Here is a 15,811-nt window from a genome sequence, read left to right as displayed (position 1 = left end):
GGGCCGGCTTCGACGCCGGCCCCGGGAGCGTCCGGTCAGGCGCGGGTCAGGGTGCCCGGGAGAGCGGTCCAGGACTCGGGCGCCAGCGTGAGGACGGTGCTGCCGGTCGCGGACGCCGGGCCGTCGACCTCCGACACGTGCCGGTCGGCCACCGCGGCCGCGTGCTCCGGCCCGGCGACGGCGGGCTCGTGGTCGGCGGTCACCTGGACGCCGCGCCCGAGGGTGAGCGTGACACCGGGGTGCGAGAGCTCGACCTCGGCGGGCTCGGCGGACCGGTTGACCAGGAACACCGCGACGTCGTCGCCGTCGAGCGTCGCGGCGGCGGTGACCAGCGGGACGTCGCCGTGGGCCGTCGTGGACATCGTCGGCGCCGACACCCGCAGGTCGAGCGCGGTCCCCCGCGCGAGCCGGGCGGTCGTCGCGAAGGGGTGGAACGTCGGCTGACGCCAGGCCGGGCCGCCGGGCTCGGTCATGATCGGCGCGATGACGTTGACCAGCTGAGCCAGGCACGCCACGGGGATGCGGTCGGCGTGGTTGAGCAGGGTCACGAGCAGGTCGCCGACGACGACGGCGTCGAGCGCCGAGTACACGTCCTCGATGATGCGCGGCGCGTCGCGCTGCAGGGGGAGGTTCTTCTCGCCGGGGAAGCGCGACTGCAGGTACCAGACGTTCCACTCGTCGAAGGAGAGGGTCACCACCTTGTCCGAGCGGCGGCGTGCGGCGACGGCGTCGGCCGACGCGACGACCCGGCGGATGAAGCGGTCCATCGAGGTGCCGGACCCGAGGAAGGACGCGCGGTCCCCGTCCATCTCCTCGTAGTAGGCGTGCATCGAGACATGGTCGACGACGTCCCACGTGTGCTCCAGGACGGTCTGCTCCCAGGCTCCGAAGGTGTCCATCGCCATCGACGACGACCCGCACACGACGAGCTCGATCGACTGGTCCACCAGGCGCATCGCCTTGCCGGCCTCGGCGGCGAGCTTGCCGTACTCGTCGGCGTCCTTGTGCCCGATCTGCCACGGGCCGTCCATCTCGTTGCCCAGGCACCACAGCTTCACGCCGTAGGGCTTCTCGCGACCGTTGGCGATGCGCAGGTCCGCCCAGCGCGACCCCGCCTCGCCGTTGCAGTACTCGACCAGCGCTGCGGCGGCCGCGACGCCGCGGGTGCCCAGGTTGACGGCCATCATCGGCTCGATGCCCTCGCGCTCCGCCCACTGGAGGAACTCGTCGGTGCCGATCGTGTTGGGCTCGATGGTGCGCCACGCGAGGTCGATGAACGGCCTGCGGTCCTCGACAGGCCCGACGCCGTCCTCCCACACGTAGTTCGAGACGAAGTTGCCGCCGGGGTAGCGCACGATGGTCGCGCCCAGCTCGCGGGTCAGGTCCGCGACGTCGCGACGGAAGCCGTGCTCGTCGGCGGTCTCGTGGCCCGGCTCGTAGATGCCGGTGTACACCGCCCGGCCGAGGTGCTCGACGAACGAGCCGAACAGGCGGCGGTCGATCTGGCCGACGCGGAAGTCGGGGTGCAGCAGGACGGTGGCGCGCTGGGGCATCGATGCTCTCCTGACGATCGGGCGACGTCGCCCGGGTGCGGTCTGTGGTGCGGTGATCCCGCCCGGGCCCAGGACCCGCCGGGGTCAACGGACGCAGAGCCTGTCCGGGAACGGGATCTCCGCCTAGGCTACAGAACCGACGGACAACGCTTTCCACGGCACCCATCGCACCGAGGCGACGACACCACCGAGGACTCCCGTGACCGACCAGAACCCGACCGCTCCGCGTCCCGCATCCAGCAGCAGCACGACCGCCGGCCCCGGCGTCGTCCCGGAGTTCGCCCCGCCACCCGACGGCGACCGCCGCCGGTACGCGGTGGCAGGTACCGGGCACCGCGCCGGCATGTACATCGACGCGATCACGGGGGAGCACGCCGACGTGGCCACGCTCGTCGCGCTGCTCGACACCAACCCCGGGCGCATGGCGCACTACGAGCAGCTCGTCTCCCAAGCGCTCGGCCGGCCCGCCCGGCTGGCGCAGTACGCGCCGGACGGGCTCGAGAAGATGATCGCCGAGCAGTCGGTGGACGTGGTGATCGTGACCGCTCCCGACCATGCGCACGCCGAGCTGGTGGCGCGGGCGCTCGCGGCGGGAGCCGACGTCGTCGTGGAGAAGCCGCTGACCGTCGACCGCGCCGGCTGCCGGCGGATCACGGGCGCGGTCGCCGAGACCGGGCGCGACGTCGTCATGACCTTCAACTACCGCTACGCCCCGCGGAACTCCTCGCTGCGTCAGGTCATCGCGTCCGGCGAGATCGGCGAGGTCACGTCCGTGCACTTCGAGTGGGCGCTCGACACCGTGCACGGCGCCGACTACTTCCGCCGCTGGCACCGCGAGAAGAGGAACTCCGGCGGTCTGCTGGTGCACAAGTCGAGCCACCACTTCGACCTGGTCAACTGGTGGCTCGGTGACGTGCCGGCCCGCGTCTACGCGCGCGGCGGCCTGAGGTTCTACGGCGACCACAACGCGGCCGACCGAGGGCTCGGTCCCCGGCCCGCCCGCGGCACCGGCGTCGTCGGCGACCCGTTCACGCTCGACCTCAACGACGACCCGCGCCTGAGGTCGCTGTACCTCGACGCCGAGGTGCACGACGGCTACCTGCGCGACCAGGACGTGTTCGGGCCGGGCATCACGATCGAGGACAACCTGGCGCTGCTCGTGGACTACCAGCGCGGCGCCACGCTGACGTACTCCCTGAACGCCCACAGCCCGTGGGAGGGGTACCGGGCCACGGTCAACGGGACCGCCGGACGCGCGGAGCTCGAAGTGGTCGAGCGGGGGGCGATCGAGCTCGACGAGCACGGGAACGCCGTGCTCGACCCGTCGGCCACGCCGTCGTCCGTCGGCGACGCCCTGCGTCCCGAGGGGGAGCGGCTGCTCGTGCAGAAGCACTGGGAGCGGGCCACCGCCTACCCGATCCCCGACGGCATCGGCGGTCACGGCGGCGGGGACGCGATCCTGCTCAAGGACGTGTTCCGACGGCACCTGCGCCTGGGCGAGGACGCCCTCGGCCGCCCGGCGGGGTACCTCGACGGGCTGCGGGCGGTGGCCGTGGGGATCGCGGGCAACCAGTCGATGGTCACCGGGCTGCCGGTCACGGTCGCGGACCTGGACCTCGGTGCCGACCTCTCGCTGGAGCCCGCCCGATGACGCTGTCCGCGCTGCACGACGTCGGGCGCGCGATCGACGTCGTCGCCGACGGCACCACCCTCGCCCGGTACGTCTACGTGCCGGGCGACGCGCAGCTGGAGAGCCCGCGCCCGTACCTGCACCCGGTCCGCACGCGCGGGGGCGACGTCGTCACGGCCTTCCGGCCGCACGACCACGTGTGGCACAAGGGCATCGCCTGGTCGCTCCCGGTGGTCGGCGAGCACAACTTCTGGGGCGGGCCCACGTACGTGCACGGTCAGGGCTACGTGCAGCTGGAGAACGACGGGTCGATGGACCACGTGGCGCTGACCGCGCTGACGGTGGGGTCCGACCGCGTCGACGTCGCCCACGCCCTGGCCTGGCACACACAGGCGGGCTCGCACGTGGTCGACGAGCAGCGGGCGCTCGGGTTCCTCGTCCCGGCCGGTCGCGACGACGCCTGGGTGCTCACGTTCGACACCACGATGACGAACGTGTCCTCCGTCGACCTCACGATCGGGTCGCCCACCACGCGCGGCCGCGAGAACGCCGGGTACGGCGGGCTGTTCTGGCGCGGTCCCCGCTCGTTCACCGGGGGGACGCTCCTGGCGCCGGACTTCCGCGGCGGCGAGGAGATCCGTGGCACGCGCGGTCCCTGGATGGGCTTCGTCGGGCAGCACGACGAGACGGGGGGAGCGTCGACGGTGGTCATGGTGGACGCCGGTGACAACCCCGGGCACCCTCCGCAGTGGTTCGCCCGCTCCGAGCTGTTCGGCTGCCTCAACCCGGCCCCGTTCTTCTCGACGGAGGTCCCGTTCGCGCCCGGAGACAGCCTCCGGTTCCGGTACGCCGTCGTCGTCGCCGACGGGCCCAGCGACCCCACGTCGGCCGCCCGGTTGGCGGCGCTGGGCTCCGAGGCGATGCTTGTCGGATGAGCGCACTCCCCGGCGGCGTCTCGGTCAGCCACCTGCGCGTGTACGACTGGCCGGCGCCCGACGGCGTGGGCCGCGCGGGCAGCGGGTCGCCGCACCTGCACGTCGCGTCGTCGGAGGCCTACGTCGTCCTGGGCGGGTCCGGCTCGGTGCACACCATCGGGCCCGCGGGGTTCTCGGTGCACCCCCTGACGCCCGGGACGATCGTGTCCTTCGGGCCGGGCGTCGTGCACCGCGCCGTCAACGACGGTGACCTCGAGGTGCTCGTCCTCATGTCGAACGCCGGCCTGCCCGAGGCCGGCGACGCCGTCCTCACCTTCCCCTCGGCGGTGCTCGCCGACCCGGCCGCCTACCGCGAGGCCGCCACTCTGCCGACCCCGGCGTCCGGCGCGTCCGACGACGAGATCGCCGCCGCCGCCCGGCGCCGGCGCGATCTGGCGCTCGAGGGGTACGCCGAGCTCGGCGCCGCGGTCGACCGGCTCGGCCCGGCGGCCCTCCGGCCGTGGCACGACGCGGCGGCCCGGCTCGTCCGGATGCTCGTGCCGCACTGGCAGGACGTCTGGACGCGGTCGGTCTACGCGCAGACCCAGGCGACGGCGTCCGCGCTGGAGGGTCTGATCCGCGGGGTCGCACCGCACCTGGCCGGCGGATCGGTCACGGCGACCGCGGCTGCCGCTCCTCCCCGGCGGTACGGGATGTGCGGGCGGCTGCAGACCTGGCCGACCTCGCCCTGAGCCCGGCGGTGTGCGCCCGGGCCGGCGTGCGCCACCATGGGAGTCGGCGCCGGACCACGGAGGACTGATGAACCTCGAGCGGCAGCGGTTCTCGCGGGTCGACCGGTTCGTCCGGAACAAGGGGCCTGCGGAGATCCTGTACGGAGCGTTGGTCTCGAGCGTGGTGCTCGCCGCCACCAGTGCGGGCGCGGAGAGCGGCGACATCGTGGTGCTGGCCACCGCGCTGGTGTCGGTCACCTACTGGCTCGCGCACGTGTACGCGGACGCGATCGGCGGCCGGTTCGAGGACGTCGAGCACAGCTCGGGCAGCCGGCTGAAGCACGCGCTGCGGAACAACACCGGCGTCCTGCTCGGCAGCCTGCCGGTCCTCGCGGTCTTCTCCCTCGGTCGGCTCCTCGGCCTGGGGGTCGTCGACGCGGCGTTCCTGGCGCTCTGGTTCACGGTCGCGCTGCTCGCCGCCGTCGCTGCCCTCGCGGCCCACCGCGCCGGGGTGCGCGGTGCGGCGCTCGTGGGCGAGAGCCTCCTCGCGGCAGGCTTCGGCCTGCTGGTCATCGTGCTGAAGTACCTCCTCAGCCACTGACTCGGACCGCGACATCGCACGGCCGCAGGATCAATCCCGCGGGGTCGCACGTTAAAGAGAATCAGCGGCGTCGCGACGGCGTCCCTGAACAGAAGAGACGAGCACCAGGCATGAGCGCTACCCCCGCAGTCCTGCAGGCCACCGACCTTCACGCCGGCTATGGCGGCCCCCCCGTCCTCGCGGGTGTCAACCTGACCCTGCGCTCCGGAGACGCGATCGGCCTGCTCGGACGGTCGGGCGTCGGCAAGTCCACGCTCGTCGAGATCCTCGGCGGCGCCATGCGCGCGCACCAGGGGCACGTGACGCTCGACGGTGTGCCCGTCGGCAAGACGCCCCGGCACCGGCGCAAGGAGGTCAAGGCCCGGCTGCGCACCGTGCACCAGAACGGCATCGCGGGTGTCGACAGCCAGCGCACCGTCGAGCAGACGATCCTCGACGCGTTCAAGGAGGCCCGGAGGGCCGGACGCACGACGAACAACGACGTCGAGGCGGCGCTGGCCGTCGTCGGTCTGCCGATCGGCTTCGTGACCCGCCGGGTCGGCACGCTGTCCGGCGGCGAGCGCCAGCGCATCGCGATCGCGCTCGCCCTGGCGACGCGGCCGGACCTGCTGCTGCTCGACGAGCCCCTGACGGCCGTCGACCAGTCGATGCGTGAGGAGATCGCGGACGACATCCGCGCGCTCGTGCGCGCCGACGGCATCGGCCTGCTCGTCGCCTCGCACGACGTGTGGCTGCTGGACCGGCTGACCGACCGCGTGCTCGTCCTCGCCGAGGGGCGGATCGTCGAGTCGGGTCCGCTCCGCGACCTCCTGCGCGACCCGCAGCACCCGGACACGCAGCAGCTCGCTGAGTCCCTGCCCGAGGCCGTCGGCGGCCGCCCGCCGCGCTGAGCCACACGATGCGGGCAGCTACTTCGCCTGGTCGTAGCTGTCGGCCACGACGACGTCGAGGGCGAAGTCCACGGGCGTCTCCCCGAACAGCAGCCGCCCCGCCTCGACCGCGGACTCGTGCACGGCGACCGCGACGGACTCCGCCACGGCGGCCGGCGAGTGCACCATGACCTCGTCGTGCAGGAAGAACACCAGGTGCGGCCGGCCGTCGACCGCGAGCAGTCGGCGCCGAAGTGCGGCCATCCAGCACAGCGCCCACTCGGCGGCGGTGCCCTGGACGACGAAGTTGCGCGTGAACCGGCCCCAGTCGCGTCCGCGCCGACGGGCTGCCCGGACGTCGTCGGCACCCGCGCCCTCGGCCGAGGCGGCGGCGAGCTCGGCCTGCCAGGCCGCGTCGGGGCGCGGGGACGTGCGGCCGAGCCAGGTGGAGACGACGTCGCCGCGCTCACCCGCGCGCGCGGCGGCCTCGACCAGGGCCACCGCGCGCGGGTACGCCGTGGTCAGGCGCGGCATGAGGACCGCCGACGGGCCCGTGGTCGCGCCGTAGATGGCGCCGAGCATCGCGTACTTGGCCTCCGACCGCGTCTCGACGATCCCCGCGTCGACCACGCCCTGGTACAGGTCCGCCTGCCGTCCGGCCGCGGCCATGGCGCCGTCGCCGGACATCGCGGCCAGCACCCGCGGCTCCAGCTGCGCGGCGTCGGCGACGACCAGCTTCCAGCCGGGGTCCGCACGGACCGCGCCGCGGATGCTCGCGGGCAGCTGCAGCGCCCCGCCGCCGCTGGTGGCCCAGCGCCCGGTGACCACGCCTCCGGGCACGTACTCGGGCCGGAACCGGCCGTCGTGGACCCACGCCTCCATCCACGCCCACCCGTTGGCGCTGAGCAGGCGGGAGAGCTTCTTGTACGCGAGCAGCGGGTCGCGGACGGGATGCTCGAGCGCCTTGATCTCCCACGTGCGCGTCGACTCCACGTCGCAGCCCGCCGAGCGCAGGCCGCGCAGCAGATCGGGCTGGGAGTCGAGGTTCAGCGCCGGCTGACCGAGCGCGGTGCGGACCTCGTCGGCGAGCGCTTCGAGCTTGGCCGGCCGGCCGCCCTTCCGCCGCGGACCCAGCAGGTCGGTGAGCAACGCGTCGTGGGTCTCGACGCTCCACGGCATCCCGCCGTGGTGCATCTCGGCGGCGATGAGGGCACCCGTCGACTCCGCGGCGAGGAGCAGGCGCAGGCGGCCGGGCTCGTCGGAACCGGCCACGGCCGCGAGCTGGAGCTGCAGCTCCTCGAGCGGGTCGGCGACCGCCGCGGGGCCCACGTCGTCGAACAGGCTGCCCTCGACCGGGGCCGGGTCGCGGGGACCGTCCCACGGGCCGGGCGGCGCCTGTGCGAGCGCCGACGACTGCGTGTAGACGCTGCGGCGCAGGATCGCGTGGCACAGGCGCAGGTCGTGGCACCGCTCGACGCGCACCCCCGCGGCCAGCAGCGGCGGGTACCGGCGGGCGGTGTCGTCCCAGACCCAGCGCGGTCGGTCGGCCCGCTCGCGCGCGACGGCCGGCAGCGCGTCGGTCGGGACCTCCGACGAGTCCAGCAGCGTGCCGTCGTCGGACAGCGACCGCAGCCCGACGACGTCAGGGCGCGCCGGGTCGTCGACGAGGAGCAGCAGGGACACGGCTCATGATCGCAGCCGCGTCCGACACCGGATCACCGCACTAGCGGCGCGAGCTGCGCATGGCCGCCTTCACGGTCACGGCGGACCCGTCCGGCGCGGTCCCGGCGGCCAGCGCGTCGTAGTCGGGCGACCCGACCGGGTACAGCGCCAGGCGCCCGTCGGCATCGGCATGGATCCCCCAGCCGTACCGCTTCCCCAGGTCGCTGGAGCGCAGGCACGCGCGCGAGGTGGCGTAGAACGACGACCACTCGTCGGACGAGTCGGCCGGGACGCCGTGCCGGTCGGCCCAGACCCGGAAGATCACGTCGGACGACCGCAGCGCGTACGGCGACGCGGCGATGAGGGCGTAGGTCGACGCGGCGACGGTGGCCCCGACCGGCTCCCTCGCGGTCGTGCCGGCGAAGTCCGGTGCGACGGTGATGAAGGTGGACGTGTAGTCGACGTTCTCCATACCGACCCACGCTAGAGCGAGGGGCTGACAGGCTCCCGCCCCATCGGGAAGATCCAGGGACCGTCCGCCGACGCACCGGCCATCGGCACGGGGACGCGGACCGACTCGTAGCCGAGCGCCGCGTAGTACACGACGTTGTCGGGCTTGGTGGTCTCGAGGTACGACGGCCCGCCGACCTCGTCGATCACGGAGAACACCGTCGCCATCAGCTTCTTGCCGCGGCCCGCGCGCTGCAGGTCGGGCCGCACCCCGAGCGCCTCGATGTACCAGGCGGAGCACGGCACCCCGGCGGACGTCATGTCGCCGAACTTGATGAGGCCGAGGCTGTGCTCCCGGGTGCGCACGGCGATGCGTGCGATCCGCAACCCCTGCCGCCACCAGCGCACGGGGGTCATCGGGTACGCGCCGGGCGGGTACAGCGCGATCACGCCGGTGGTCTCGCCGCGCAACCGCGTGACGAACACGTGCCCGTACCGGACCGCGTCGGACAGGGTCATCCGGTAAATGGCGCGCAGCTCACGCTCGCGCCGCGCGCGGACGGGGAAGAGGTGCACGAAGCCGGGGTCGTCCGCGAGCGCCGCGGCCAGCACTGCGGCGGCCGCGGGGATCCCCGAGGGGCGCAGCGGCTGGACGAGGTCGGGCAACGAGGGCGCGGGCACGGGGCGCATCCTCTCCGGGACATGCGTCCAGATGCAACCCCTGACTGACGGCCGTCACGAACCGTGTGACCGGGGCACCGGTCTAGGCCCCGACGAACGCGTCCTTCAGCTTGATCCGGCCACCGCTGCGCAGCACCGCGTTGGAGTAGATGCGACCGGCCAGCCAGACCAGGACCGGGATGAGGGCGACCGACAGCCCGAGGGACAGAGCGATCTCCCAGGGCAGGACCTCGCCGAGCGCGATCCGCATCGGCATCAGCAGCGGCGCGCAGAACGGGAGGTAGCTCAGCCACACCACGAGGGGGTTCGTCGGGTCCCAGGGCGCGATGCTGATGCCCACGATGTACGGGATCATCATCACGGTGATGATCGGCGCGGTCACCGAGCCGACGTCCTCCTGCCGGGACACCAGCGCGGCCAGTGCGGCCAGCGCGAGCGCGTACATCGTGAAGCCGACGACGAACCACACGACCACCCACAGTGCGGTGGCGCCGAGGTCGATCGAGCTGGCGTCGACGAGTCCGAACGCGGCCGCGGTCGCCGCCCCCGAGCCCACCACGAGCACCACCTGCGCCAGACCGATGACGCCGATGCCCAGGACCTTGCCGGCCATGAGCTGCCACGGCCGCACGGTCGCCAGCAGCAGCTCGACCACGCGGCTCGACTTCTCCTCGACGACGCCCTGCGCGACCAGCTGGCCCGCGGTCATCAGGGAGATGAACAGCAGGATCCCCGCGACGGTGCCGGCGGCGATCTGACCGGAGTCGCGCTCCGGCTCGGGCTCCAGCGCGGTGACGTCAGCCGACGCCTGCGCGATCTCCCGGCCGACGTCGCCCGGGTCGCCGCCGAGCTCCGTCACCGCCGACGCGAGCGCCTCCTGCTGCGCGAGCGTGGCCAGCACGGGCGTGAGGGACTCGGGCAGCGCGGTGTGCACCGTGACCGTCAGGGGGTCGGTTCCCGTGACGACGGCGCCGAGCGTGCCGTCCACCAGCAGCTCCTCGGCCTCCTCGGGGGACACCTCGCGCGTCTCGATCGTCGTGCCGGTGACCGACCCGAGGGTGACCAGCTGCTCGGAGATCCCCGACGCGTCGGGCGTGACCCCGACCTGCTGCGCGGTGTCGGCCTGCGACCCGATGACGTTGAGCAGGAGCCCGCCCAGCACCACGGCGGCGACGAGCGCGACCGTGGTCCAGACGAACGCCTTGGACCGGATGCGCGTGCTGATCTCGCGCCCCGCGACCAGGCGCACGGCAGCGCCGCTGGAGATCTCGACGAGGGTCGGCCGGGGGCTCATGCGGACACCGTCTCTCGCGCGGTCGCGACGGAGTCGGTGGTCACGACGTGCCGGTAGAGCTCGGTCAGCGACGGCCGCAGCAGGCTGAACTCGTGCACCGGGCCTGCGGCCATCGCCGAGCGCAGCAGGTCCTGGTCGACCGTGTCGGCGGACGCGCCGCGCACCTCGACGACGGACCGTCGCCCGTCCGTGGACACCACGTGCGCCGACGGGACCGCGGAGACCCACGACTGCGGCGGCGGGCCGTCGACCACCCATCGTCGGTCGTCGGTCCGGCGCAGTTCCTCGATCCGGCCGAACTTCACCATCGCCCCGCTCTTGATGATCCCGACCCGGTCGCACAGCGACTCCACGAGCTCGAGCTGGTGCGACGAGAACAGGACGGGGACGCCGGCGTCGGCCTGGGCCCGCAGCACCCCGCTCATGACGTCGACGGCCACCGGGTCCAGGCCCGAGAACGGCTCGTCGAGCACCAGGATCTCGGGGGAGTGCACGAGCGCCGCGGCGAGCTGGACGCGCTGCTGGTTGCCCAGCGACAGCTTGAGGATCTCGTCGCCGCGGCGGTCGGCGATGCCGAGGGCCTCGGTCCACTGCTCCATCGCGGCCCTGGCCGACGCGGTGTCGAGCCCGTGCAGCCGCGCCAGGTAGACCAGCTGGTCGCTCACCTTCATGCGCGGGTAGAGGCCGCGCTCCTCGGGCATGTAGCCGATCCGGCGGCGCACGGCCAGGTCGACGGGCGCACCGCCCCAGCGCACCTGCCCCGAGTCCGCCTCGAGCACCCCGAGCACGATCCGCATCGCCGTCGACTTCCCGGCGCCGTTGGACCCGACGAAGCCGACGATCTCCCCGGCGGGGACCTCCATCGACAGGTCCCGCAGCGCCCGCAGGTCGCCGTAGCTCTTGTTCAGGGAGTCGAGGGTCAGCGCGCTCATGGCGCCCATCCTGTCGGCGCCGAGGAGGTTTGTCAGTGACCCGCCCTACGCTCCGCATCATGAAGGTCCACGAGCTGTCCCGTGCCGACGCCCGTCGGGTGGCCGTGCGCGCGCAGCGTCTGACCGCGGACCGGCCGACCGACCTGCACGAGACGGTGCACGACCTCTGGCTGCTGCTGCTCGATCCGACCGCGGCGGTGGCGCCCAGCGCGGACCTGGTGCTCTGGAGCCGGCTCGGGTCCGCGTACGAGCCACGCGACCTCGCGGACGCGCTCGACGAGCAGAGCATCCTCGAGTACCGCGGGACGCTGCGGGTGGCCGCGGACCTGGCGCTCTACCGGGCGGAGATGGCCGTCTGGCCGGGCCCCGATGACCGGTTGAAGGACTGGCAGCGGGCCCACCGCCAGTGGGTCACCGACAACGAGGGCTGCCGCCAGGACATCCTCGAGCTGCTGCGCTCCGACGGCCCGCTGCCCCTCAGCGAGCTCCCCGACACCTGCGTGCGGCCGTGGAGGTCGACCGGGTGGAACAACAACCGCAACGTCACCATGCTGCTGAGCCTGATGGTGCAGATGGGTGACGTCGCGGCGGCCGGTGGCACGGGTCGCGCGCGGCTCTGGGACCTGGCGGAGCGGGTCTACCCGCCCGGCCCGCCCGTCCCGTTGGCGGAGGCCTACCGGGTTCGCGACGCGCGACGGCTGGCGGCCCTGGGCATCGCGCGGCCGCGCGGACCCGAGCAGCCGGTCGAGCCCGTCGACGTCGGGCCCGCCGGCGAACCCGCGGTCGTCGACGGGGTGCGGGGCGAGTGGCGCGTCGATCCCGCGCTGCTCGACGCCCCGTTCGAGGGGCGTGCAGCGCTGCTCTCGCCGTTCGACCTGCTGCTGCACGACCGCAAGCGCATGGCGGACATCTTCGAGTTCGACTACATCATCGAGATGTACAAGCCCGCTGCGAAGCGGCGCTGGGGCTACTACGCCCTCCCGGTCCTGGTGGGCGACCGGCTGGTGGGCAAGCTCGACGCCACCTCGGACGTCAGGGCAGGCGTGCTGCGGGTCCACGCGGTGCACGAGGACGAGCCATGGGACCCGGCGGTGCGGGTAGCCGTCGACCGCGAGCTGGACGACCTCGCGCGGTGGCTGGAGCTCGACCTCGTGCGGCCGCGCTAGCCCTCCCGCACCACCGCCACGGCGCCGGCCGGGACGACGACCCGGCCCCGGGCAGGCGCGTCGCGCAGCAGCTCGTGCCCGGTCACGGGCACCGTCGCCGCCGCGTCCGTGTGGTTGACGAGGAACAGCCACGAGCGGCCGTCGTCGGCGGACCGGCGGACCGCCTCGACGCCCTCGGGGCCGGGCGTCAGGCCCGCCTCGGCGATCAGGTCGTCGGTGACGCGCTGGAGCCCGTCGGCGTCGAGGCGCGTGGCCAGGTACCAGGCCGCTCCCTCGCCGACGGGTCGCCGGGTCAGGGCGGGCCAGCCCGCGAGGTCGCCGTCGGTGAACGTCCGGACCGCCTCCGTGCCGGGCGCGAGGTGCATCTGCTCCGACCACACGTCGGCGGCGGTGCCGTCGTCGAGCGTCACGGTCTCCCCCTCCTGCAGCGCCCACAGCTCCTCGCTGCGCACGCCCAGCAGGTCGCGGAAGGCACCGGGGTAGCCGCCGAGGCGGATGTGGTCGTGCTCGTCGGCGATCCCCGAGAAGTACGTGACCAGCACCGAGGCGCCCTCGGCCGCCGCCGCAGCGATGTTGGCCGCGTCGGCGTCGGACACCAGGTAGAGCGTCGGCACGACCACCAGGGCGTAGCCCGACAGGTCCGCGGACGGCGGCACGATGTCCACCGTGACGTTGCGCTGCCACAGCGCGCGGTAGTGCGCGAGCACCCGATCCGGGTAGGTGACGGCCGCGGACGGGTGGCTGTCCAGCTCGGTGCCCCACCAGGCGGGGTAGTCGAAGACGATCGCGGCGCGGGCGCGGACCCGGCTGCCCTCGACCTCGGAGAGCGCCCGGAGCGCCGCCCCGAGCTCCACCGTGTTCCGCCAGACGTCGGTGTCCGTGCCGGCGTGCGGGAGCATCGCCGAGTGGAACTTCTCCGCCCCCGCGGCGGACTGGCGCCACTGGAAGAACATCACCGCGTCGGCGCCGCGGGCCACGTGCGTCAGCGAGTGGCGGAGCATCTCGCCCGGTCGCTTGCTGCGGTTGCGCGGCTGCCAGTTGACCGCGCTGGTCGAGTGCTCCATGAGCATCCACGGGTCGCCGCCTGCCACCCCGCGCGTCAGGTCCGCGCTGAACGCGAGCTCGACGTGCGCCTCGGGGTCGCTCGCGCGCGTGTAGTGGTCGTTGGCGATGACGTCGAGGTCGTCGGCCCAGGAGAAGTAGTCCATCCACTTGGTGCCGGTGGAGAGCATGAGGTTGGTGGTGATCGGGATGTTCGGCGTGACCTCGCGAAGCACGTCGCGCATCGCGCGGTAGTGGGTCAGCAGCTCGTCGGAGCTGAACCGCGCGAAGTCGAGCTGCTGCGTCGGGTTCGGGTACGTCGGGGCGCTGCGCGGGGGCAGCACCTCGTCGAAGTCGTCGTACCGCTGCGACCAGAAGGCCGTGCCCCAGGCGGCGTTGAGTGCTTCCACCGTGCCGTACCGCGCCTCGAGCCAGCGGCGGAACGCGGCGGCGGCGTCGTCGGAGTAGTCGTGCGGGACGTGGCAGCCCAGCTCGTTGTCCACGTGCCAGAGCGCCAGCGCGGGGTGGTCCTGGTAGCGCTCGGCCATCGTGCGCGTCATCCGCAGGGCGTACTGGCGGTACGCGGGCGACGACACCCGGTACGCCTGCCGACCACCCGGGTGCAGCACCGTGCCGTCCGCCAGCACGGGCAGGAACTCCGGGTGCTTGCGGGTGAGCCACGGGGGAGGGCTCGCGGTCGCGGTCGCCAGCGCGACCTTGATGCCCGCCGCGGCCAACCGGTCGAGGACGTCGTCCAGCCAGCCGAAGTCGTGCTCACCCTCGCGCGGCTCGAGCTGCGCCCAGCTGAAGATGCCGACGCTGACCAGCGTGACGCCGGCCTGTTGCATGAGCTCGACGTCCTCGATACGGGTGGCCAGGGGCCACTGCTCGGGGTTGTAGTCGCCGCCGTACTGGATCATGTGGTCCTCGTCGCTGGTGGTGGGGCTGGCTGAACGGTCCGCGTGTCCGGGGTCAGGTGGGGCGGAGGTCTTCGATGCCGTGCAGGAAGCCGTCGCGCAGGGGGCTGCCGGGGGCGAGGTCGGCCTTGGTGACCGGGCGACCCAGCGCGGCCGAGGCGTAGATGGCGGTGACCAGCTCGAGCGAGCGGTGCGGGTCGGCGGCCACCGCCGGCAGCGGCTGCCCGGACCGCAGGGCTCCGTAGACCGCGCGGAGCAGCGGGGTGTGGCCGGAGGGCTCGTCGTCCTGCGGCAGCGCCCATGACGACGGCGCCGGGTCCGGGGTGCCGCCGGTGCGGGCCGGTGCGGGCGTCAGCCGCCAGGAGCGGGCGTCGTGCCCGTACAGGTGCTCCACCTCGACCGTGCCGAGCGTGGTGTCGACCCGGACGTAGCTGGTCTGGCGCGGCGACAGGGCAGTGGTCAGCACGGACACGATGGCGCCGTTGGCGAACCGCACGACCGCGGTCGACGTGTCCTCGGTCTCCAGGTCGCGGTCCAGACGGAACGCCCGGGCGTCCACCTCCGCCCACTCGCCGAGCAGGAACGCCAGCAGGTCGAGCTGGTGGATGCCCAGACCGAGCAGCGGCCCGCCGCCCTCGGTCGCCCACTTCCCCCGCCACGGCACCGCGTAGTAGTCCTCCTGCTTGCGGTACCAGAGGGTGTGGCAGACGCCGACGAGTGGTCGGCCGAGCGTGCCGTCCGCCAGCAGCCGCTGGACGTGGCCCACGGCCGTGCCGGTGCGCTGCTGGAAGACGACGGCGTACTCGCGACCGACCTCACGGGCCACCTCGAGCACCGCGTCCAGGTCGGCCAGCGAGAGGACCGGCGGCTTCTCGCAGACCACGTGCGCGCCGCTGCGCAGGGCGGTGATCGCCTGGTCCCGGTGCAGGCCTGGCGGGGTGCACAGGTGGACGACGTCGACCGGTCCCGCCGCGAGCAGGTCGTCGAGGCTGTCGTACCGACCGGCCACGCCGAACTCGTCGGCGAACGCGTCCCGCACCCCCGGGTTCGGGTCCGCGACGGCCACGAGGGACGCCAGCGGGTCCGCCGCGAGCACCGAGGCGTGCGCGTGCGCGATGGCTCCGGTTCCGACGATGGCCACCCGGGACAACTCCGTCACGTCCGCTCCCTCGCGTCTGCGTGCTGTGCTCGTCGGCAACGGTAAGCGCTTGCCTGTCGATCGGTCCAACCACCACCCGGCACCCCGCCGCCCGCCGCCGCCTGCCCGCCGCCGCCTGCCGCCGCCTGCCCGCCGCCCGCCGCCGCGACGAGATCGTGGGTTCCGCACCAGATCGTGTGTCTGAACCCACGATCTCGTGCCGAACCCACGA

General features: G+C 73.5%; 14 protein-coding genes. 6 read left to right on the top strand and 8 right to left on the bottom strand.

Going from position 1 to position 15,811, the window contains the following annotated elements:
• Nucleotides 1–35 precede the first annotated feature (35 nt).
• The gene (arfA, locus tag KG102_RS15285) at nucleotides 36–1,553 is read right to left on the bottom strand and encodes an arabinosylfuranosidase ArfA (protein WP_208288191.1); all 1,518 of its coding nucleotides are present in this window, start codon (nucleotides 1,551–1,553) and stop codon (nucleotides 36–38) included.
• A gap of 199 nt (nucleotides 1,554–1,752) precedes the next feature.
• Here arfA and KG102_RS15280 point away from each other — a divergent pair, with 199 nt between their 5' ends.
• From KG102_RS15280 to KG102_RS15260, 5 genes are all read left to right on the top strand, one after another.
• A complete protein-coding gene (locus tag KG102_RS15280; protein ID WP_208212784.1) occupies nucleotides 1,753–3,204 on the top strand; it encodes a Gfo/Idh/MocA family protein in 1,452 nt (483 codons plus the stop codon).
• Nucleotides 3,201–4,118 (top strand): DUF6807 domain-containing protein, encoded by a 918-nt coding sequence (locus tag KG102_RS15275; RefSeq protein ID WP_208288192.1) that lies wholly within the window; start codon nucleotides 3,201–3,203, stop codon nucleotides 4,116–4,118. The genes KG102_RS15280 and KG102_RS15275 overlap by 4 nt, the downstream gene beginning before the upstream one ends.
• On the top strand, nucleotides 4,115–4,849 hold the full coding sequence (locus KG102_RS15270) for a cupin domain-containing protein (RefSeq protein WP_208288193.1): 735 nt from the start codon (nucleotides 4,115–4,117) through the stop codon (nucleotides 4,847–4,849). Before KG102_RS15275 ends, KG102_RS15270 begins: the two co-directional genes overlap by 4 nt.
• Nucleotides 4,850–4,916: 67 nt before the next feature.
• Nucleotides 4,917–5,429 carry a hypothetical protein gene (locus tag KG102_RS15265; RefSeq protein ID WP_208288194.1) on the top strand — a complete coding sequence of 171 codons (513 nt, stop codon included), beginning with the start codon at nucleotides 4,917–4,919 and terminating at the stop codon, nucleotides 5,427–5,429.
• A gap of 110 nt (nucleotides 5,430–5,539) precedes the next feature.
• Nucleotides 5,540–6,319 (top strand): ATP-binding cassette domain-containing protein, encoded by a 780-nt coding sequence (locus KG102_RS15260; protein WP_208288195.1) that lies wholly within the window; start codon nucleotides 5,540–5,542, stop codon nucleotides 6,317–6,319.
• A gap of 18 nt (nucleotides 6,320–6,337) precedes the next feature.
• Here the strand turns inward: KG102_RS15260 and KG102_RS15255 are convergent, their stop codons facing one another.
• The 5 genes from KG102_RS15255 to KG102_RS15235 form a co-directional block, all read right to left on the bottom strand.
• Nucleotides 6,338–7,981 carry a bifunctional 3'-5' exonuclease/DNA polymerase gene (locus KG102_RS15255; RefSeq protein WP_208288196.1) on the bottom strand — a complete coding sequence of 548 codons (1,644 nt, stop codon included), beginning with the start codon at nucleotides 7,979–7,981 and terminating at the stop codon, nucleotides 6,338–6,340.
• Between the two features lie 40 nt (nucleotides 7,982–8,021).
• Nucleotides 8,022–8,432, bottom strand: coding sequence for a DUF6157 family protein (locus tag KG102_RS15250; protein WP_208288197.1), 411 nt, complete (start codon nucleotides 8,430–8,432; stop codon nucleotides 8,022–8,024).
• Nucleotides 8,433–8,443: 11 nt separating this feature from the next.
• On the bottom strand, nucleotides 8,444–9,100 hold the full coding sequence (locus KG102_RS15245; RefSeq protein ID WP_208288198.1) for a GNAT family N-acetyltransferase: 657 nt from the start codon (nucleotides 9,098–9,100) through the stop codon (nucleotides 8,444–8,446).
• Between the two features lie 73 nt (nucleotides 9,101–9,173).
• On the bottom strand, nucleotides 9,174–10,385 hold the full coding sequence (locus tag KG102_RS15240; protein ID WP_208288199.1) for an ABC transporter permease: 1,212 nt from the start codon (nucleotides 10,383–10,385) through the stop codon (nucleotides 9,174–9,176).
• Nucleotides 10,382–11,317, bottom strand: coding sequence for an ABC transporter ATP-binding protein (locus KG102_RS15235; RefSeq protein WP_208288200.1), 936 nt, complete (start codon nucleotides 11,315–11,317; stop codon nucleotides 10,382–10,384). Before KG102_RS15235 ends, KG102_RS15240 begins: the two co-directional genes overlap by 4 nt.
• Before the next feature lie 59 nt (nucleotides 11,318–11,376).
• Between KG102_RS15235 and KG102_RS15230 the strand changes: the two genes are divergently transcribed.
• Complete coding sequence (locus KG102_RS15230; protein WP_208212774.1) at nucleotides 11,377–12,483, top strand: DNA glycosylase AlkZ-like family protein; 1,107 nt, start codon at nucleotides 11,377–11,379, stop codon at nucleotides 12,481–12,483.
• Here the strand turns inward: KG102_RS15230 and KG102_RS15225 are convergent.
• Both KG102_RS15225 and KG102_RS15220 read right to left on the bottom strand, forming a co-directional pair.
• On the bottom strand, nucleotides 12,480–14,444 hold the full coding sequence (locus KG102_RS15225; RefSeq protein ID WP_208288201.1) for a beta-galactosidase: 1,965 nt from the start codon (nucleotides 14,442–14,444) through the stop codon (nucleotides 12,480–12,482). The genes KG102_RS15230 and KG102_RS15225 overlap by 4 nt on opposite strands.
• 52 nt (nucleotides 14,445–14,496) lie before the next feature.
• Complete coding sequence (locus KG102_RS15220; protein ID WP_208288202.1) at nucleotides 14,497–15,600, bottom strand: Gfo/Idh/MocA family protein; 1,104 nt, start codon at nucleotides 15,598–15,600, stop codon at nucleotides 14,497–14,499.
• Nucleotides 15,601–15,811 lie beyond the last annotated feature (211 nt).

This window comes from Cellulomonas fengjieae (assembly GCF_018388465.1).
In the GTDB taxonomy this organism is placed as follows: Bacteria; Actinomycetota; Actinomycetes; order Actinomycetales; family Cellulomonadaceae; genus Cellulomonas; species Cellulomonas fengjieae.
Note: the sequence above shows the minus strand (reverse complement) of the source record. Positions and strands in the feature narration are given on the sequence as shown.

Coding starts and splice junctions, on each gene's coding strand:
- KG102_RS15230 (WP_208212774.1), top strand. CDS start 11,377: ATGAAGGTCCACGAGCTGTCCCGTGCCGACGCCCGTCGGGTGGCCGTG.
- KG102_RS15265 (WP_208288194.1), top strand. CDS start 4,917: ATGAACCTCGAGCGGCAGCGGTTCTCGCGGGTCGACCGGTTCGTCCGG.
- arfA (WP_208288191.1), bottom strand. CDS start 1,553: ATGCCCCAGCGCGCCACCGTCCTGCTGCACCCCGACTTCCGCGTCGGC.
- KG102_RS15245 (WP_208288198.1), bottom strand. CDS start 9,100: ATGCGCCCCGTGCCCGCGCCCTCGTTGCCCGACCTCGTCCAGCCGCTG.
- KG102_RS15235 (WP_208288200.1), bottom strand. CDS start 11,317: ATGAGCGCGCTGACCCTCGACTCCCTGAACAAGAGCTACGGCGACCTG.
- KG102_RS15270 (WP_208288193.1), top strand. CDS start 4,115: ATGAGCGCACTCCCCGGCGGCGTCTCGGTCAGCCACCTGCGCGTGTAC.
- KG102_RS15250 (WP_208288197.1), bottom strand. CDS start 8,432: ATGGAGAACGTCGACTACACGTCCACCTTCATCACCGTCGCACCGGAC.
- KG102_RS15260 (WP_208288195.1), top strand. CDS start 5,540: ATGAGCGCTACCCCCGCAGTCCTGCAGGCCACCGACCTTCACGCCGGC.
- KG102_RS15275 (WP_208288192.1), top strand. CDS start 3,201: ATGACGCTGTCCGCGCTGCACGACGTCGGGCGCGCGATCGACGTCGTC.
- KG102_RS15240 (WP_208288199.1), bottom strand. CDS start 10,385: ATGAGCCCCCGGCCGACCCTCGTCGAGATCTCCAGCGGCGCTGCCGTG.
- KG102_RS15225 (WP_208288201.1), bottom strand. CDS start 14,444: ATGATCCAGTACGGCGGCGACTACAACCCCGAGCAGTGGCCCCTGGCC.